The 15,258-nt window shown below is 50.9% G+C and carries 12 protein-coding genes; 5 read left to right on the top strand and 7 right to left on the bottom strand.

Annotated elements, in window-relative coordinates:
- Positions 1-189: 189 nt before the first annotated feature.
- Together ACSIPU_RS18715 and ACSIPU_RS18720 are read right to left on the bottom strand one after the other, a co-directional pair.
- Complete coding sequence (locus tag ACSIPU_RS18715; protein ID WP_196558261.1) at positions 190-3,249, bottom strand: chitinase; 3,060 nt, start codon at positions 3,247-3,249, stop codon at positions 190-192.
- 91 nt (positions 3,250-3,340) lie between these two features.
- Entirely contained in the window at positions 3,341-5,455 is a 2,115-nt protein-coding gene (locus ACSIPU_RS18720) for a glycosyl hydrolase family 18 protein (RefSeq protein ID WP_032728873.1), read from the bottom strand.
- Positions 5,456-5,844: 389 nt separating this feature from the next.
- Between ACSIPU_RS18720 and ACSIPU_RS18725 the strand changes: the two genes are divergently transcribed.
- Positions 5,845-6,288 (top strand): winged helix-turn-helix domain-containing protein, encoded by a 444-nt coding sequence (locus ACSIPU_RS18725; protein ID WP_004108388.1) that lies wholly within the window; start codon positions 5,845-5,847, stop codon positions 6,286-6,288.
- Positions 6,289-6,304: 16 nt separating this feature from the next.
- Positions 6,305-6,838, top strand: a complete 534-nt coding sequence (locus ACSIPU_RS18730; RefSeq protein ID WP_004110420.1) for a glycoside hydrolase family 108 protein — start codon at positions 6,305-6,307, stop codon at positions 6,836-6,838.
- Positions 6,839-6,914: 76 nt separating this feature from the next.
- Here the strand turns inward: ACSIPU_RS18730 and ACSIPU_RS18735 are convergent, their stop codons facing one another.
- The 4 genes from ACSIPU_RS18735 to dnaK all read right to left on the bottom strand — a co-directional run bounded on the left by ACSIPU_RS18735 (position 6,915) and on the right by dnaK (position 11,639).
- Positions 6,915-7,262: a phage holin family protein gene (locus tag ACSIPU_RS18735; RefSeq protein ID WP_004108395.1), complete on the bottom strand. Its 348-nt coding sequence runs from the start codon at positions 7,260-7,262 to the stop codon at positions 6,915-6,917.
- Positions 7,263-7,386: 124 nt separating this feature from the next.
- Positions 7,387-8,334 carry a LysR family transcriptional regulator gene (locus ACSIPU_RS18740; RefSeq protein WP_004108397.1) on the bottom strand — a complete coding sequence of 316 codons (948 nt, stop codon included), beginning with the start codon at positions 8,332-8,334 and terminating at the stop codon, positions 7,387-7,389.
- Positions 8,335-8,501: 167 nt separating this feature from the next.
- On the bottom strand, positions 8,502-9,635 hold the full coding sequence (gene dnaJ / locus ACSIPU_RS18745; RefSeq protein WP_435322255.1) for a molecular chaperone DnaJ: 1,134 nt from the start codon (positions 9,633-9,635) through the stop codon (positions 8,502-8,504).
- 87 nt (positions 9,636-9,722) lie between these two features.
- Entirely contained in the window at positions 9,723-11,639 is a 1,917-nt protein-coding gene (dnaK, locus tag ACSIPU_RS18750) for a molecular chaperone DnaK (protein ID WP_004108401.1), read from the bottom strand.
- 385 nt (positions 11,640-12,024) lie between these two features.
- Between dnaK and ACSIPU_RS18755 the strand changes: the two genes are divergently transcribed.
- The 3 genes from ACSIPU_RS18755 to satP all read left to right on the top strand — a co-directional run bounded on the left by ACSIPU_RS18755 (position 12,025) and on the right by satP (position 13,863).
- The gene (locus ACSIPU_RS18755; protein ID WP_004108403.1) at positions 12,025-12,429 is read left to right on the top strand and encodes a DUF2541 family protein; all 405 of its coding nucleotides are present in this window, start codon (positions 12,025-12,027) and stop codon (positions 12,427-12,429) included.
- 28 nt (positions 12,430-12,457) lie between these two features.
- Positions 12,458-13,207 carry an acidic protein MsyB gene (msyB, locus tag ACSIPU_RS18760; RefSeq protein WP_004108405.1) on the top strand — a complete coding sequence of 250 codons (750 nt, stop codon included), beginning with the start codon at positions 12,458-12,460 and terminating at the stop codon, positions 13,205-13,207.
- Positions 13,208-13,296: 89 nt separating this feature from the next.
- Positions 13,297-13,863 carry an acetate uptake transporter gene (satP, locus tag ACSIPU_RS18765; protein WP_004110413.1) on the top strand — a complete coding sequence of 189 codons (567 nt, stop codon included), beginning with the start codon at positions 13,297-13,299 and terminating at the stop codon, positions 13,861-13,863.
- A 47-nt stretch (positions 13,864-13,910) separates the two neighbouring features.
- On the opposite strand, the gene ACSIPU_RS18770 is transcribed toward satP, so the two are convergent.
- The gene (locus ACSIPU_RS18770) at positions 13,911-15,221 is read right to left on the bottom strand and encodes an MFS transporter (protein ID WP_004108409.1); all 1,311 of its coding nucleotides are present in this window, start codon (positions 15,219-15,221) and stop codon (positions 13,911-13,913) included.
- Positions 15,222-15,258: the final 37 nt, after the last annotated feature.

Raw genomic sequence — 15,258 nt, forward strand, 5'->3', positions numbered from 1 at the left:
TAATAAAAATATCAACAAGCTCAATTAAACCTCAAAACATAATATTAACAGGGAAATAAAATCACAAATGAAACTATTTCTCGGAAAATAAAAAACCTCATAAAAAATAGTGATTCAGAATATTAAACTCTCTGAATCACTATGAACAAGACGATTTTTCTTCACTAAACAGCAGGGAAAGAGGTGTTATTAACTAAAATATTTTGGCGCTGAGTAATATTCCACCATTTTTTCTGCCAGCCAACCGCCATCTTCACCGTTAGAGTGAATTGTCGTAATGCTTACCGTTGAGCCTCCGCCCCAAAGTACCGAGAAAACGTTATAATCAGGGAGATTTAACGCCTGCATCTGCCCCCAGTCGTAGCCATTATCCTGGCGTAAAAAGTCGCCGACTGTCGCTACGCCATAAGTCGCGCTATTCACCGTCGTATTTAACAGATCCGAAGCGATGGTATTGAGATCGCTGCCAATACGCGCATCGCCCATAAAGAAGCTTCCGCCCGACGCGTAGTGCGCGGCGGCAATTTTACTGTTGCCTTCGTCTACGGTTGGCATATGGCCCCCCGGGATTTGCCATAGCATAGCCGGTTTATGCAGGTCTTTAGCCGCTTGTTTTACCATCCCTAAATAATTAAACCAGCAGGTCGCGTTCCAGCCATAGTGCGCTAATGCATCCGGGCTAAAGCAATCGCGTTCAAATTTATCAAAGGCGATAAAATCTGGCGCATACTCACCGCTATACACTCCCAGCTCATTGATAAAGCTGGCTATCGCTGTCCCCTGGGCCACAGGATCGGCATTTGCTCTGAGTACCCAGTCTGCCGTTCCCGTCGCCCAGACGTTGGTCTGCCAGCCGAAGGCCACGTCCGGCGCAAACTGGCGCACAATATAGTTAATCGCCTGGACATAACCATAAAGATCGTTAGAAAACGTCGGCAACAGCGGCGCGCTGAATCCCGGAAGAGCAGGCAAAGCGTTAATCGCCGCCGCCAGCTGGACGTTAACCTGTACGCTATTCGCTTTACGTACCGCGGTATAGCCGTACGGCTCCTGCTGTATCGCGCCAAGGAAATCCGGATTCAGCACAAAGGTGGCGGGAACGGCGTGCTGGTCGTCCTTCCAGGACTGCGCCGCAAGACACTGGGTGATGAAGTTACCAAAGTGGTTACGTAACCGCTGTCCGTCCTGAAGATCCGAGAGCGCGCTGCCGCCGCTGGCGTTAGCGGTATAAACCACCATGACCGGCATCACGGAGCGTCCCGCTTCTTTTTCAATCTCACGCACCAGCGGAACGGTTTTGTGAATCGGCAGCGAGTCATAATCAAGGAAGCCGTCACCGTTTTTATCCACTTCCGCCGCCGGTAGCGGGTCGCCGCCGCCGTCAAAACCATCATATTTAAACAGGGCGCTAAAAGGGACGTCGCGATATAGCGATACGGTATCCGCGGCATTCACCGTCACCCCGCCGTGGGCAAGATAGTCCGGCCAGCCTTTAACCTGCAGTGGAACGCCCTGCACAAACTCGAGCGTAATGTGATTGACGCTTTTCAGCAGCCGCAGCGGCGCATCCTGTTCACAGCGCCACGGTGTACCGGCGACGTAAACATCGGGAGTCTCAACGCTATACTGTCCGGGAGCCAGATGCATCGCCAGCGTTTGCAGACGGGCATCGCTCTCCAGCATCACGGTATATTGATATTGCCCGCAGCAGAACCGATAGCGCTGAGGCGATACGCCCTCAGGTAAACCTAGTATCGTCACCTGAACTTCGACAAAATCATGACTATCAACCCCGGTCTGCTGGAAGCCGATGCTCACCTCTTTCACCTGGCCCTGCTCAGGGGTAAAAATCGTCGGTCGGGCGGGATGGCTAATCATCTGGTTATTGATTACCGTCGACTGTAAGCCAATCTCGTAGCAGTGACCGGCGATAAGCCGATCCACCAGCTGTATTTGGTTGACGGGCATCGTCAGGGTTCTTTCGCATACCCCAGATTCCGACCACAGCTCAACCACCATTTCCGCGCCGGCAAACTCAGGGGCATCGACGATAAGACGTACTGAAGCAAACTGTACCGGCGCCTGATACGCGACCTGACAGGTCTGGCAGTCAGATCCACCAGCCAGCTTCAGCCTGAACGTCGATTCAACGGGTACGATCTGCATATCATCATTACTCAGCTCCAGCACAGCGATCGTGTACTCACCTGCGCTAAGATCGCTGATGGTCAGCGTCTCTCCCCACTCGCCTGCAAAGCGTCGTGAAGTCGCATCCGGATAGTACAGGTCGATCGTCGGCTTCAGGGTGGTGTTTTGTTTTAACGAAGGGAACTGAATATTGATCTTGCCCTGACGACCTGGGTCGTGCGCGAGGATTGCCGTTAAGCCGCTCATAGTGACCGGAGTTTGGGTAGCGGAAAGATAGAACTGCAGCTCAGCGCTTGCGCCGCCCTTTAGCCAGAATTGCCCATCATTATTTATCGTAATCGTGTTCTTTTCGATTGGCCAACCGCCGTCGCTGCCCAACGTTACGGGCTTGTTGCCGAGCAAAGATCCGCTGAACGCGCTGTAAGGATCGGGATGCGCGCTGGCGGTAAACTGCAGCTTAAGTTGGTTAAGGTCGATAGCCTGGGCATAGAGGTTGGTCAGCGTCAGAGTCACCCGTTGATACCAGCTGGTCGTGCTCAGCGGGCTTGCGACAACAGTCATTCCCTCTCCTTCCACAACCGCATCATCGCCCTGCTCTTCAGGCTCAGGAGCCATCTCATCCGTACCCTCATCGTCAGGGATAATCTCTTCCGGTACAGGCGCGACATCATCAGTTTGATCATCGACGGGGGCTTCAGGTTCCGGCTGCCCCTCGTCCGCAGATTCATCAGCGCTATCATCTTGCGCAGATGAGGCCAGGGTTAAGCTAAAAGTTGAGATTTTGACCGGTACCTGAGTGGCGGCAAAGCTGAAGAATAACGTGCCGCTTTCACCGGGCTGCAGCAGCAGCGGTTGGCTGTTATTAATAATGATTTCATTGACGTCGAGGGCTCCCTGCGTTTTACCGCTCAAGGTGAGGGGCATATCCCCTTTAAGCGTACCGCCAAAATTGCCCCACGGATCCTGATGTCCGGACCCGGTAAAACCAATGGCCGCATGATTGATATCCACGGCGCTGTTATTTTCATTGGTGATGGTTAAGGTGATTTTTTGATACCAGCTGTTCACATCGATCTGGCTGTTTTTAATCGAGACCGTCATTGACAAAATTCCTCATTCCCTGGTGGAAAAAAGCCCCGGTAAACCGGGGCTTGCATTTTTTAGCCCACTATTTTTCGCTTAACGAAAAGGATCAGTAAGCACCAAGGTCAGTCCATGCCTGGCCCGCAGCGCAGTTCAGATCCGGCTGGTCGCCCTGAGACCACCATTTCACCTGGTAGTTATGGCCTTTCCAGCTGACGGTTTCAAAGGTACCCCAGTTGCCGCCATAAACGGTGCTGGCATCCCACAGCGGGTAAGGCGTCGTCGCGTCATCCGTGGAAGTGTCATCTTCCGCAGGCGTGGTGTCTTCTTCCGGTTCGACAGGCTCTACCGGAACTACGGTATCGTCCTCTTCAGGCTCAGGCTGCACCTGAGACGCCGACGGAACGACAACCAGCACATAACGCTGCTGGGAAGAAGGCTCGCCCCAGGCATCACGAACGAACAGGGTGAACTGGAAGTTGGTGTTAACGGTCACTTCCGGAACGACGAACTCGATGACAGCACTGGTCTTGTCTGCCACGCTGATTTCAGAAGGAACGCCCCAGCTCCAGGTAATCTCGTCTTTATCTTCATCAGAGGAACCTTCACCAGAGAGCTGTACGGTAGAACCGCCCACAACGCGCAGTTCAATGGCAGCCTTCGGCGCGTGGTTGATCGCCGGTTCAGGCTGAACGCTATCGTCATCCTGTTCATCTGCCGGGTCGACGTTGATGCCTTCGAAATAGAACGGTTCCATATCGATAACTTCAGAGGCCATTTCATAGCCCAGACCTTCACGCGCGGCGTTCACCAGCACGCCGTTGTCCTGGTCGATAGTCCAGGTGAACATTCCTCCGAGCCCCAACTTCGCGGCGTACTCGCCCTTAGCTTTAACAGAACGCGGCGTGTCCAGAGACATGAACAGTTTGCTTTCCGGGTTGTAGAGGTAATCCGCATTGGCCACCTGGTCGGTATAGACGTTGAAACCGTTGCGGCCTTTCTGGTTTTCCAGGTCCAGGTAGTTATAAATAACGTCATACCATTCGGTGGTACCGGATTCGAAGGTACCGGTGGTAGTACCGGTACCCGGGTTATAGGAGCCTTTCAGCGGAGACAGAGATTCCAGCTCAACGCTGCGGCCATTGCGGGTATAACCGGCATAGCCAATGTTAATGCGGTCTGCCGGGAAGCCTTCGGCCAGCAGATGGTCGACGATGGTATTGACCGCCCAGCCGCCTTCTTCCAGCGCGTTCAGGTTGGTGTGATGGGTCAGGGTTTCCGCCCACGGCGTACCGAAGAAGTCATAGGTCATCACGTTGATGCCGTACAGACCGGCCTGCAGCAGCGCTTTCACGTTGGAGTAATCGAAGGTCTTCACTACCGCGGAGCTGGCAATGGAGATTTTGACGTTGCTCAGACCGGCTGAATCCAGCTGCTTACGCAGCTCGCCGATCAGCAGCGCATAGTTTTCGCCGTCTTCCGGGCCGTAAGGGTTGCCCGCGCCTTCCGCGTTCGGGTATTCCCAGTCGATATCCACTTCGCTGAACATCGGGAACTGTTTGAACAGTTTTACCACGCCTTTCGCGAAGGTTTTACGGGCGGAATCAGAAGCTGCGGTTTCGTGGAAGCCGTTACTCATGGTCCAGCCGCCGATGCTCATGGACAGCACCAGATCGTGACCCTGCTGCTTCGCTTTAGCCTGCAGATCGCGCAGGCCGCCGAGCAGACCTTTGGCATTCGCCTGAGTGACGGTTTTCGGATCGACGTCCCAGCCGCTGACGGAGTGGCCAACGTTAACGTAGGACTGGAAATCGCCCCACGGGTCGAGGAAGGTCGGCTCATATTTAACTTTTCCGCACTGCTCGGCGCCTTCGGCAACCACATCGCGGTACATCCCATCCACTTTATGGAAGCCGGTGACGCCGACGAAACCGACGATGATTTTGTCGTAAGCGGTAGGCGCAACGTTGGTCAGATCGTAACCGCGACCGCGGTTATCTTTCGAATCATCTCCCTGCAGGCGACCATCATACTGGGACCAGTCGGTGTAGTAGCCGAATACTTTGGGCTTAGCCGTGGAAGACTTGTACTGGTTATATACCGGCTTCGCGACGCGAGCAGAAGTATAGCTGTATGCGCTGACTTCTTTCGCTGGGTTAAAGCCGTCTGCGGCGTTGCTGGTTTCGGTCAGCGTATCGCCCTGAATCAGTTTGCTAGTAGCCATTATTAATTTCCTTTTAAGCTTGAAAAATTGTCGCAGTTCGTTCTGCCGGACCAATAATTCAATGCTTACGAGACAATGGCTAATCACATAACATCATGTTTTCAACATCTCATTCACGCTATTTTATGCGAGAAAAATGATGGCGGTAATTCTTAAATCATCAGCGGATATACGTATCTCAGCAAAATCATGGCGAAAACATCAGCAGCACATTAAATCTCATTTATCAGTGGGTTAAATATCATTTACTTTACATGAGATTATGTGATTAAGCTCTCATCATCAAATGACATTAGAATAATACGAATGACAAGTAATAGATTAAGCCAATTCTCGTACAATATATTGAACCCACGCAATCAGGATCTCTATATCTAAAGGACGACAACATGAAAACTTATCTCATCAATGATAATTGCGTTTACAACGAAGGAAAGTATGAGCTGAGAACCACCTCAAACTCACAGGTCATTAAAATGACGGCAATGAGGGCGAAGTGCCTGAGCTTCATCATCGAAAATGCAAATATGGATATTATTGAACGGCAAAAAATAACTTCAGAATTATGGGGAAGCCGTAGTCACTTTGTGAATGACGCAAATTTAACGCAAATACTCTACTTAATCAGAAGAGATCTGAAGTCCCTTGGGATAAATGACCTGTTTATCACCATTCCAAGACAGGGCATTCAGGTTAATAAAGAGATTCCTATTAAAGCCATGGAGAGCGAAAAGAAAGGAACAAAACGACAGGTGTTCAGAAAGACGCTGGCAGCATTAACCACCGTGTTTTCTGTCACCCTCGGCACGGTGATGTACCTGCACATTCATTAATTCAAGGAAATGAAAAATGAACCCGATTATTGATGGTATTTTAGTAATGGAAGGCGGCTATACCAACAATCCTAAAGATAAAGGTGGAGCCACCAACTGGGGGATCACTGAGGCAACGGCCCGAGCTCATGGTTATACAGGAGAGATGATCAACCTGACGCGAGCTGAAGCATTTTCTATCCTCGAAGAGGATTACTGGATCAAACCCGGATTTGAGCAGATCTCAACTATATCCTGGCCCATTTCTTTCGAACTCTGCGATGCCGCAGTCAATATTGGCCCCCACTATCCTTGCGTCTGGCTACAGCGCTGGCTCAACGCGCTAAACCGGGAAGAAAAAAGTTACCAGGATATCAAAACCGATGGCAAAATTGGCCCTCGGACCCTCTCCGCTCTCAATCACTTTCTGGCCTTAAGGGGCAAACAGGGTGAAGAAGTGCTGATAAAAGCGCTCAACTGCAGCCAGGGAGCCTACTATCTGGATATCACAGAAAAAAACAAAGGTAATGAAGAGTTTATTTATGGCTGGATGAAGGCCAGAATCACCTAAGATCATCGTGGCAATACAGCTAATAAAAGACTCAGGGACGAGACTTTTATTAGCATAAATATAGACTGGACATCACTTAATGAATTTTTGCATTTTCCAGAGCCTTTTTAATCTTCTCGCCAAGAATTTTCAAAATCGGCCCTGCAAATACCCCGCCAAGCCCCGCGGCGAGCAACACCATATTAAAACTAAGCTCTTTTTCAATCGCCACGGCGCTGAGCAAAAAACTGGTAAAACAGGAAACCACAACCTGGGTTAAACAGTGCATGATGCCCTTATGGGAATGATCATCACCTTCTTGCTTATCACGCCGGATAAGGTAGCTAACAAACCCGCCCCAGGCTCCGATAGCAATAATGGTGATAAAAATTTCGACTTCCAGCAAAACGACTTCCGTTGTCGCCAAATGATTTGGAATAGACATAGAACACTCCTTGATGAAGGCGTACAAAATGGTACCCAATAAGTGTAAAGAGGTTAGCTATTTACCAGTAATCAAAGAGCATCAAACCAAACCATATTAACTATATCGTTTGAAGTGATACTCCTCAGCGACGAAATGATGACAGAGTGTGTAACATGGAAACAATTTCATTTATCACTGATATATTTTTACTGTTTCTGTTCCATGATGCATAAATCTGTATAGATTTAAAAGTAAGTTCCGGTGGCGGTTGCACAAACTTAATATCATATTTACGCTGATTCTTATAGAATAGCGCCAACTTCAATGGCATTAAGGCTATTAATGAAGTACGTTCAATCATACTCATTAAGCCATTAAGGGAGTCGCTACGATAGCCAATAATACGTGAGCCTTTATAATAAAGATCATCTTTAAAAAGACCCTTATCATTAATAATCATCGGGGAGTGCATGCCCGGCTGATACATCGCATGACGGGAGGAATAGAAATGATGTAATGAAAGATGAGGTAAGGTGCTTAAGATATGATTACTGGCAAAAATGCAGACAAAGCTTTTGAAGCTATCGATCAGTTGATTATCAATCCCGGGGACGTTCAACGGCTCGGTACCAATCAGAACATCACATTCTGCTGTAAGCAGTAGCTCCGTCATCATCTCACGAGAGAGATTTCTTGATGAATAATGGTTGAGTAATACCCGTTCAAAGATATCTCCGGCATAAAGCTGTGAGAGATAGTAAGCCTCAACGATATCACCGCCTAAAATAGTCAGCCGGGCATCACGACTCCCTTTATGCTCGGGAATAAAGGTACTATTTATCAGTTCCATAACCTGACGGAAATTTTGATGGATCTCGATCGCTTTAGCGGTGGGTAACAGGCCATCTTTACCACGGATAAACAACTCTTCCTGATAATAGCTCTGTAAACGGCGAAGCGCCAACGAGACCGCCGCCGGAGTGATACCAAGTTTTTTTGCTGCTTTGGCAGCATTTCCAGCTGAAATAACAGCGTCAAGGGTCTTGATTAAATTGTAATCAAAATCCTTGTTGGCACCTTTCGATCCCATCCGCTGTCAGCCTCTAAAAACGAAAAAAGCAATATAGATAATACTCAAAATAAATCAATTCTTAGCCCTTATAAATAATAGGTTAATTAAAAAGATAGGGGCTGCGGATAGAAAAAAGCCTGAGCGCGAAGGCCCAGGCTTAGTGGAAGACTGAAAATGAAATGCAATTAGCGGGTCAAATCATCGAAAAATTTCTTCACGCCATCGAAGAAACTTTTGGAGCGCGGGCTATTCTTTTCACCCGTTGGGCCACCAAAGCTTTCCTGCAGATCTTTCAGCAGCTGCTTTTGTTTATCGTTCAGACCAACCGGCGTTTCGACAACCACGCGGCACAGCAGATCGCCCTGCGCGCCGCCGCGAACGGACTTCACGCCTTTACCGCGCATCCGGAACAGCTTACCTGTCTGCGTCTCGCCCGGTATTTTAAGATTTACACGACCGTCCAGCGTCGGGACTTCGATTTCACCGCCGAGAGCAGCCATAGTGAAGTTGATCGGTACTTCACAGTACAGATCATTTCCTTCACGCTCGAAAATGGCGTGCTGCTTAACCTGAACCTGAACATACAGATCGCCTGCCGGTGCGCCATGCTCGCCGGCTTCACCTTCACCTGCCAGACGAATACGGTCGCCGGTATCAACGCCCGCCGGGATTTTAACCGACAGCGTTTTCGTTTTCTCGACGCGGCCATGACCGTGACATTTATTGCACGGATCTTTGATCAGCGTACCGCGTCCCTGACAGTGCGGACAGGTCTGCTGAACGGCGAAGAAGCCCTGGCGCATCTGAACCTGGCCTGCCCCGTGGCAGGTCGGACAGGTCTGCGGCTGGCTGCCCGCTTTGGCGCCGCTGCCGTGACAAACGTCGCACTCTTCCAGAGTCGGGATACGGATCTCTTTCGTTACACCGCGAACGGCTTCTTCGAGCGTAAGATCCATGTTATAGCGCAGGTCTGAACCGCGCGATGCGCGCTGACGACCACGTCCGCCGCCGAAAATATCGCCGAAAACATCGCCAAAGATATCGCTGAAATCCGCGCCGCCGCCAAAACCGCCGCCGCCGCCCATACCGCCCTGCTCAAACGCAGCATGGCCGTACTGATCGTAAGCTGCACGCTTCTGGGCATCAGTCAGGATTTCATACGCTTCTTTGATTTCTTTAAACTTTGATTCTGCCTCTTTATCGCCCTGGTTGCGGTCCGGGTGATACTTCATGGCCAGGCGCTTGTACGCCTTTTTGATTTCACGCTCTTCCGCTGTTTTGGAAACGCCTAAAATCTCGTAATAGTCTTGCTTTGCCATTGGTGTTTTTCAGCCCCTTAACATGCGTGCACGGGCGGAGAGGAAACCTCTTCGCCCGTGCCAGTGTTTTACCCGTTCAAAGGGCGATTATTTTTTGTCTTTCACTTCTTCGAACTCAGCGTCAACAACATCGTCGTCCTTCGCGTTGCTCTCGGAAGCGTCAGCGCCGCCAGCCTGCTGCTGGGCGTGCTGCTGCTGAGCGATTTCCATCAGCTTCTGGGAAGCCTGGGCCAGCGCCTGCATTTTCGCTTCAATATCGGCTTTATCTTCACCTTTCAGGGAAGTTTCCAGCGCGGTCAATGCAGACTCGATAGCGGTTTTATCGTCAGCCGGCAGTTTATCGCCCGCTTCTTCAACCTGCTTACGGGTGCTGTGCAGCAGATGGTCACCCTGGTTACGGGTCTGAACCAGTTCTTCAAACTTACGGTCAGATTCCGCGTTAGCTTCTGCTTCACGAACCATTTTCTGGATCTCTTCTTCGTTCAGGCCAGAAGAGGCTTTGATGGTGATCTTCTGCTCTTTACCGCTGTTTTTGTCTTTCGCGGAAACGTGCAGGATACCGTCGGCGTCAATATCGAAGGTGACTTCGATCTGCGGCATGCCGCGCGGCGCCGGGTTAATCCCATCCAGGTTGAACTGACCCAGAGATTTGTTATCAGATGCGCGTTTACGCTCACCCTGCAGCACATGGATGGTTACCGCAGACTGGTTGTCTTCCGCAGTAGAGAACACCTGGCTGTGCTTAGTCGGGATAGTGGTGTTCTTGTTGATCAGCGCAGTCATCACGCCGCCCATGGTTTCGATACCCAGAGAAAGCGGGGTAACGTCCAGCAGCAGTACGTCTTTTACTTCACCGGTCAGAACACCGCCCTGGACAGCTGCGCCAATGGCCACGGCTTCGTCCGGGTTAACGTCTTTACGCGGCTCTTTACCAAAGAACTCAGCAACTTTCTTCTGCACCATTGGCATACGAGTCTGGCCGCCAACGAGAATAACGTCGTTGATGTCAGACACGGACAGGCCAGCATCCTGCAGAGCAACTTTCAGCGGCTCGATGGAACGGTTAACCAGATCTTCTACCAGGCTTTCCAGTTTCGCACGGGTCACTTTAATGTTCATGTGTTTCGGACCGGTGGCATCTGCGGTGATGTACGGCAGATTCACGTCGGTCTGCTGAGCAGAAGAGAGTTCAATCTTCGCTTTCTCAGCGGCTTCTTTCAGGCGCTGCATCGCCAGCGGGTCGTTACGCAGGTCGATGCCCTGATCTTTCTTAAACTCGTCAACGAGGTAGTTGATCAGACGGGTGTCGAAGTCTTCGCCGCCCAGGTGGGTATCACCGTTGGTCGCCAGAACTTCGAAGGTTTTTTCACCGTCAACTTCGTCGATTTCGATAATGGAGATATCGAAAGTACCACCACCAAGGTCGTATACCGCAATAGTACGGTTGCCGACTTCTTTATCCAGACCGTAAGCCAGCGCAGCGGCTGTCGGTTCGTTGATGATACGTTTGACTTCCAGACCTGCGATACGGCCGGCGTCTTTGGTTGCCTGACGCTGAGCATCGTTGAAGTAAGCTGGTACGGTGATTACCGCTTCAGTTACCGGTTCGCCCAGGTAATCTTCAGCCGTTTTCTTCATTTTCTTCAGCACTTCAGCAGAGATCTGCGGCGGTGCGGTTTTGGTGCCTTTCACATCAAGCCATGCGTCGCCGTTATCTGCGGCCACGATTTTGTACGGCATGATAGAAACGTCACGCTGGACTTCTTCGTCCTGGAAGCGGCGGCCAATCAGGCGTTTAATCGCAAACAGGGTGTTTTGCGGGTTTGTCACTGCCTGACGTTTAGCCGGCTGACCAACCAGAGTTTCACCATCCTGGGTATAGGCAATGATAGAAGGCGTGGTGCGATCGCCTTCGGCGTTCTCCAGCACGCGTGCAGTAGTGCCATCCATAATCGCTACACAAGAGTTGGTAGTACCCAGGTCGATACCAATAATTTTACCCATCTAAACGTCTCCACTAAAAATTCAGTCAACATGTGGTTGTGAACCTGTAATAAGGGCGAAACGTGCGGTTTCAACTACCCAGACATCATTTTTTTTCAGGTTCATTCACTGCGGTTGACTACAAGATGGGGTCACCCGCGTCTTCATCAAGGGGGGGATACGAAAAATTTTTACTCTGGCCGCGCCGCCGGGTACGTCCCGGCAGCCGAAAACGCGCGAAATGCCGCGCTAAAAACGCCCATTACATAATTTAAAATCATAATTAAACCTAAATACATTCACTCTGTAATTGACATAATCCGCAATCATTACGTGCTAAATACAATAAAGTTCCAGTGATAAAATGCGTCGTCCTAATAACCCATCTAATAATCAGGAAATCCTCATGAAATCACTGATTCATATATCAGCAGGATTATTTTTGAGCGCAACGTTAGTCGCGTCGGCGTCCGCTAACGATCATAAAATTTTAGGGGTTGTCGCCATGCCGCGAAATGAAACTAACGATCTCACCCTGAAGCTACCGATATGCAGGGTAATTAAGCGTATCCAGCTGACTGCCGATCGCGGCGATGTCCAGCTGTCCGGCGCAACGGTGTACTTCAAAGTCAGCAACAGCGCCAGCCAAAGCCTCAGCGTCCCGTCAACTATAAAAGAAGGGGAAACGACCGGCTGGATTAATATTAATAGCGACAACGACAACAAACGCTGCGTTAAAAAAATCGCTTTTTCTGGTCACACCATTAACTCTTCCGATATGGCCTCGCTAAAAATTATCGGCGACGATTAATATTCCGGTTCACATTATCAAAACGCTTATGAAGATTAATTATCTGGATGATGAAGACCTCTCTTTTCTGCATCGCTGCAGCGAAGAGCATCTGGAAACATTCACTCGAATTCTGACTCACAATGAGAATGGAAAACCCCGGCTTTCAAGTACGCTATTGCGTAATGAAACCTTTCAGGCGATGGAAGGACACCCTGAGCGCTATCGCCGCAACTGGCAGCTCATTGCCGGGGAACTCCAGCACTTTGGCGGTGATAGCATCGCCAACACGCTGCGTCGTCATGGCAAGTTCTATCGCGAAATTTTGCTGGACGTCTGCAAGAGACTAAAAATCAAAACCGATAAACAAGCCTCTACCCCGGAAATAGAACAACATCTCCTGGAACACTTTCTGGAGCATAGCTGGAAAAAGATGGATGAGCGGCAAAAAGCCGACTTCTTTAGTGCCGTTGAGTGTCGTGTCAAAGAGCAGAAAGAACTGCTTCCCCATCTGCTTCAGACAAATAAGTTAGCGCAGGGAGTCTCGCATCTTCTTGAAACCCGACTGACGAAGATCCTCCGCACCCACGCCGCGGTGAGCGTCATCGGCCACGGGCTGGTACGCGGAGCAGGGCTTGGCGGACCGCTCGGCGCCGCGTTTAATGGGGTAAAAGCCGTGAGCGGCAGCGCATATCGGGTGACCATTCCAGCCGTGTTGCATATTGCCTGTTTAAGGCAAATGACCAGACTTCATCAGGGAAAAAATGAAATTGGCGAAAAATACCCCGCCAGATCATAGACAGTATCGTAACGCCTAATTATTATGCCGCGCCCCGACGCAGAGACGGCGGGGAATGCTTCCCTTTCTAATCATTATTTTGAGGAATTATGGGCAACACTAAGTTGGCTAATCCGGCACCGCTGGGCCTTATGGGCTTCGGCATGACCACTATTCTGCTTAACCTGGCAAATAGCGGCCTGTTCGCGTTTGATGTAGCTATCCTGGCGATGGGCATTTTTTATGGCGGCATTGCGCAGATTTTTGCCGGCCTGCTGGAATTTAAAAAAGGCAACACTTTTGGCTTAACCGCATTTACGTCTTACGGCGCTTTTTGGCTGACGCTGGTTGCCATTCTTCTGATGCCGAAAATGGGCCTTGCTGAAGCGCCTGATGCACACTTCCTCGGTATGTACCTTGGACTGTGGGGCGTTTTCACCCTGTTCATGTTCTTTGGCACTCTGAAAGCCGCACGTATGCTGCAGTTTGTTTTCCTCAGCCTGACCGTGTTGTTCGCTCTGCTGGCGATTGGCCACCTGGCTGATAACGAAGGCATTGTGAAGATTGCTGGCTGGGTGGGTCTGGTCTGCGGCGGCAGCGCCATCTATCTGGCGATGGGTGAAGTGCTGAACGAGCAGTTTGGCCGCACCGTTCTGCCAATCGGCGAAAAGCATTAATTCATTGTCGCCGCTCGTTCGCGAGCGGCGACATGGGTCACCTTGATTTAAGGCAGACGCTGCAGTTCAGCTTTCGGCGCTGCGACCTGCTGATCCAGTCCCTGACGCAGCCAGATCCCCAACCCCAATCCCATAAACGACAGTGCCAGCACGTACCACGCGGGCGCCATCGGCGAAACGCCCATCAGCATGGTCACCGCAATCGGCGTCAGGCCGCCAAAGATGGCGTAAGAGACGTTATAAGAGAACGAAATACCGGTAAATCGGACCTCCGCCGGAAACGCGCGCACCATCACATACGGAACCGCCCCGACCACGCCAACGCATAACCCCACCGTACCGTAGAGCAGGAACAGGCGCTGCGGGCTATCACCGGAAAGATGATAGAAAGCCCAGCTTGCCGCAGCGAGGAATAAGCTGCCGACAATAAACGTGCGGCTGGCGCCAAAACGATCGGCGGCCAGGCCTGCCAGCAGGCAGCCGATACAGAGCATGATGGTAGCGATACTGTTCGCCTGCAGGGTGATGGCGGGAGCAAAGCCGTAGTGTTTTTGTAGCCAGACCGGAGACATGAGGATCACCACCACCACGCCTGCGGATAACAGCCACGTCAGCAGCATTGAGACCACAACCGCCTTCTGATGCTTCAGCGCGACGGCTTTAACCGGCAGCTCCTGCGCTAATGCCTTACGCTGCTGCATTTCGAGGAAAATCGGCGTCTCCTGAAGCCAACGGCGCAGATACATGGCGACGAGGCCAAATGCGCCGCCTAACAGGAACGGGATACGCCAGCCGCCATCGTGGATACCCTGAGGGGTGAGGTGCGTATTAATCAGCGTCGCGACAACCGAACCGAGTAAAATACCCACTGTCAGACCGGCAGTCAGCGTACCGCAGGCGATACCTATTCTTTTTTCCGGTACATGCTCGGCAACGAAGACCCAGGCGCCGGGAACTTCACCGCCAATCGCTGCGCCCTGAAGAATGCGCATCAGCAACAGCAAAATCGGCGCCACGATGCCCATCGATGCGTAGGTAGGCAGCAGACCAATCGCCAGCGTAGGCAGCGCCATCAGTAAAATGCTCAAAGTAAACATTTTCTTACGCCCAACCAGATCGCCAAAGTGGGCCATAATGATGCCGCCAAGAGGACGCGCTAAATAGCCTGCCGCAAAAATGCCGAAGGTTTGTACCTGTCGCAGCCACTCAGGAATATCCGCCGGGAAAAACAGCTCGCCGACAACGGCGGCAAAGAAAACAAAGATGATGAAATCATAAAACTCCAGCGCGCCGCCAAGCGCGGCAAGCGTCAGGGTTTTATAATCCTGTCGGTTCAGGGGTCGGGTATAGTGTGACATAACGAGCAATCATCCAGAGGTGTGAAGAGATTCTACG

Source organism: Klebsiella sp. HN106, from assembly GCF_051209435.1.
In the GTDB taxonomy this organism is placed as follows: domain Bacteria; phylum Pseudomonadota; class Gammaproteobacteria; order Enterobacterales; family Enterobacteriaceae; genus Klebsiella; species Klebsiella oxytoca.

Bases quoted from the DNA above. Each gene is read 5' to 3' on its own strand.
- ACSIPU_RS18755 (WP_004108403.1), top strand. From the start codon at position 12,025: ATGAAATCACTGATTCATATATCAGCAGGATTATTTTTGAGCGCAACG.
- ACSIPU_RS18720 (WP_032728873.1), bottom strand. From the start codon at position 5,455: ATGGCTACTAGCAAACTGATTCAGGGCGATACGCTGACCGAAACCAGC.
- dnaK (WP_004108401.1), bottom strand. From the start codon at position 11,639: ATGGGTAAAATTATTGGTATCGACCTGGGTACTACCAACTCTTGTGTA.
- ACSIPU_RS18725 (WP_004108388.1), top strand. From the start codon at position 5,845: ATGAAAACTTATCTCATCAATGATAATTGCGTTTACAACGAAGGAAAG.
- dnaJ (WP_435322255.1), bottom strand. From the start codon at position 9,635: ATGGCAAAGCAAGACTATTACGAGATTTTAGGCGTTTCCAAAACAGCG.
- ACSIPU_RS18730 (WP_004110420.1), top strand. From the start codon at position 6,305: ATGAACCCGATTATTGATGGTATTTTAGTAATGGAAGGCGGCTATACC.
- msyB (WP_004108405.1), top strand. From the start codon at position 12,458: ATGAAGATTAATTATCTGGATGATGAAGACCTCTCTTTTCTGCATCGC.
- ACSIPU_RS18715 (WP_196558261.1), bottom strand. From the start codon at position 3,249: ATGACGGTCTCGATTAAAAACAGCCAGATCGATGTGAACAGCTGGTAT.
- ACSIPU_RS18735 (WP_004108395.1), bottom strand. From the start codon at position 7,262: ATGTCTATTCCAAATCATTTGGCGACAACGGAAGTCGTTTTGCTGGAA.
- ACSIPU_RS18740 (WP_004108397.1), bottom strand. From the start codon at position 8,334: ATGGGATCGAAAGGTGCCAACAAGGATTTTGATTACAATTTAATCAAG.
- satP (WP_004110413.1), top strand. From the start codon at position 13,297: ATGGGCAACACTAAGTTGGCTAATCCGGCACCGCTGGGCCTTATGGGC.
- ACSIPU_RS18770 (WP_004108409.1), bottom strand. From the start codon at position 15,221: ATGTCACACTATACCCGACCCCTGAACCGACAGGATTATAAAACCCTG.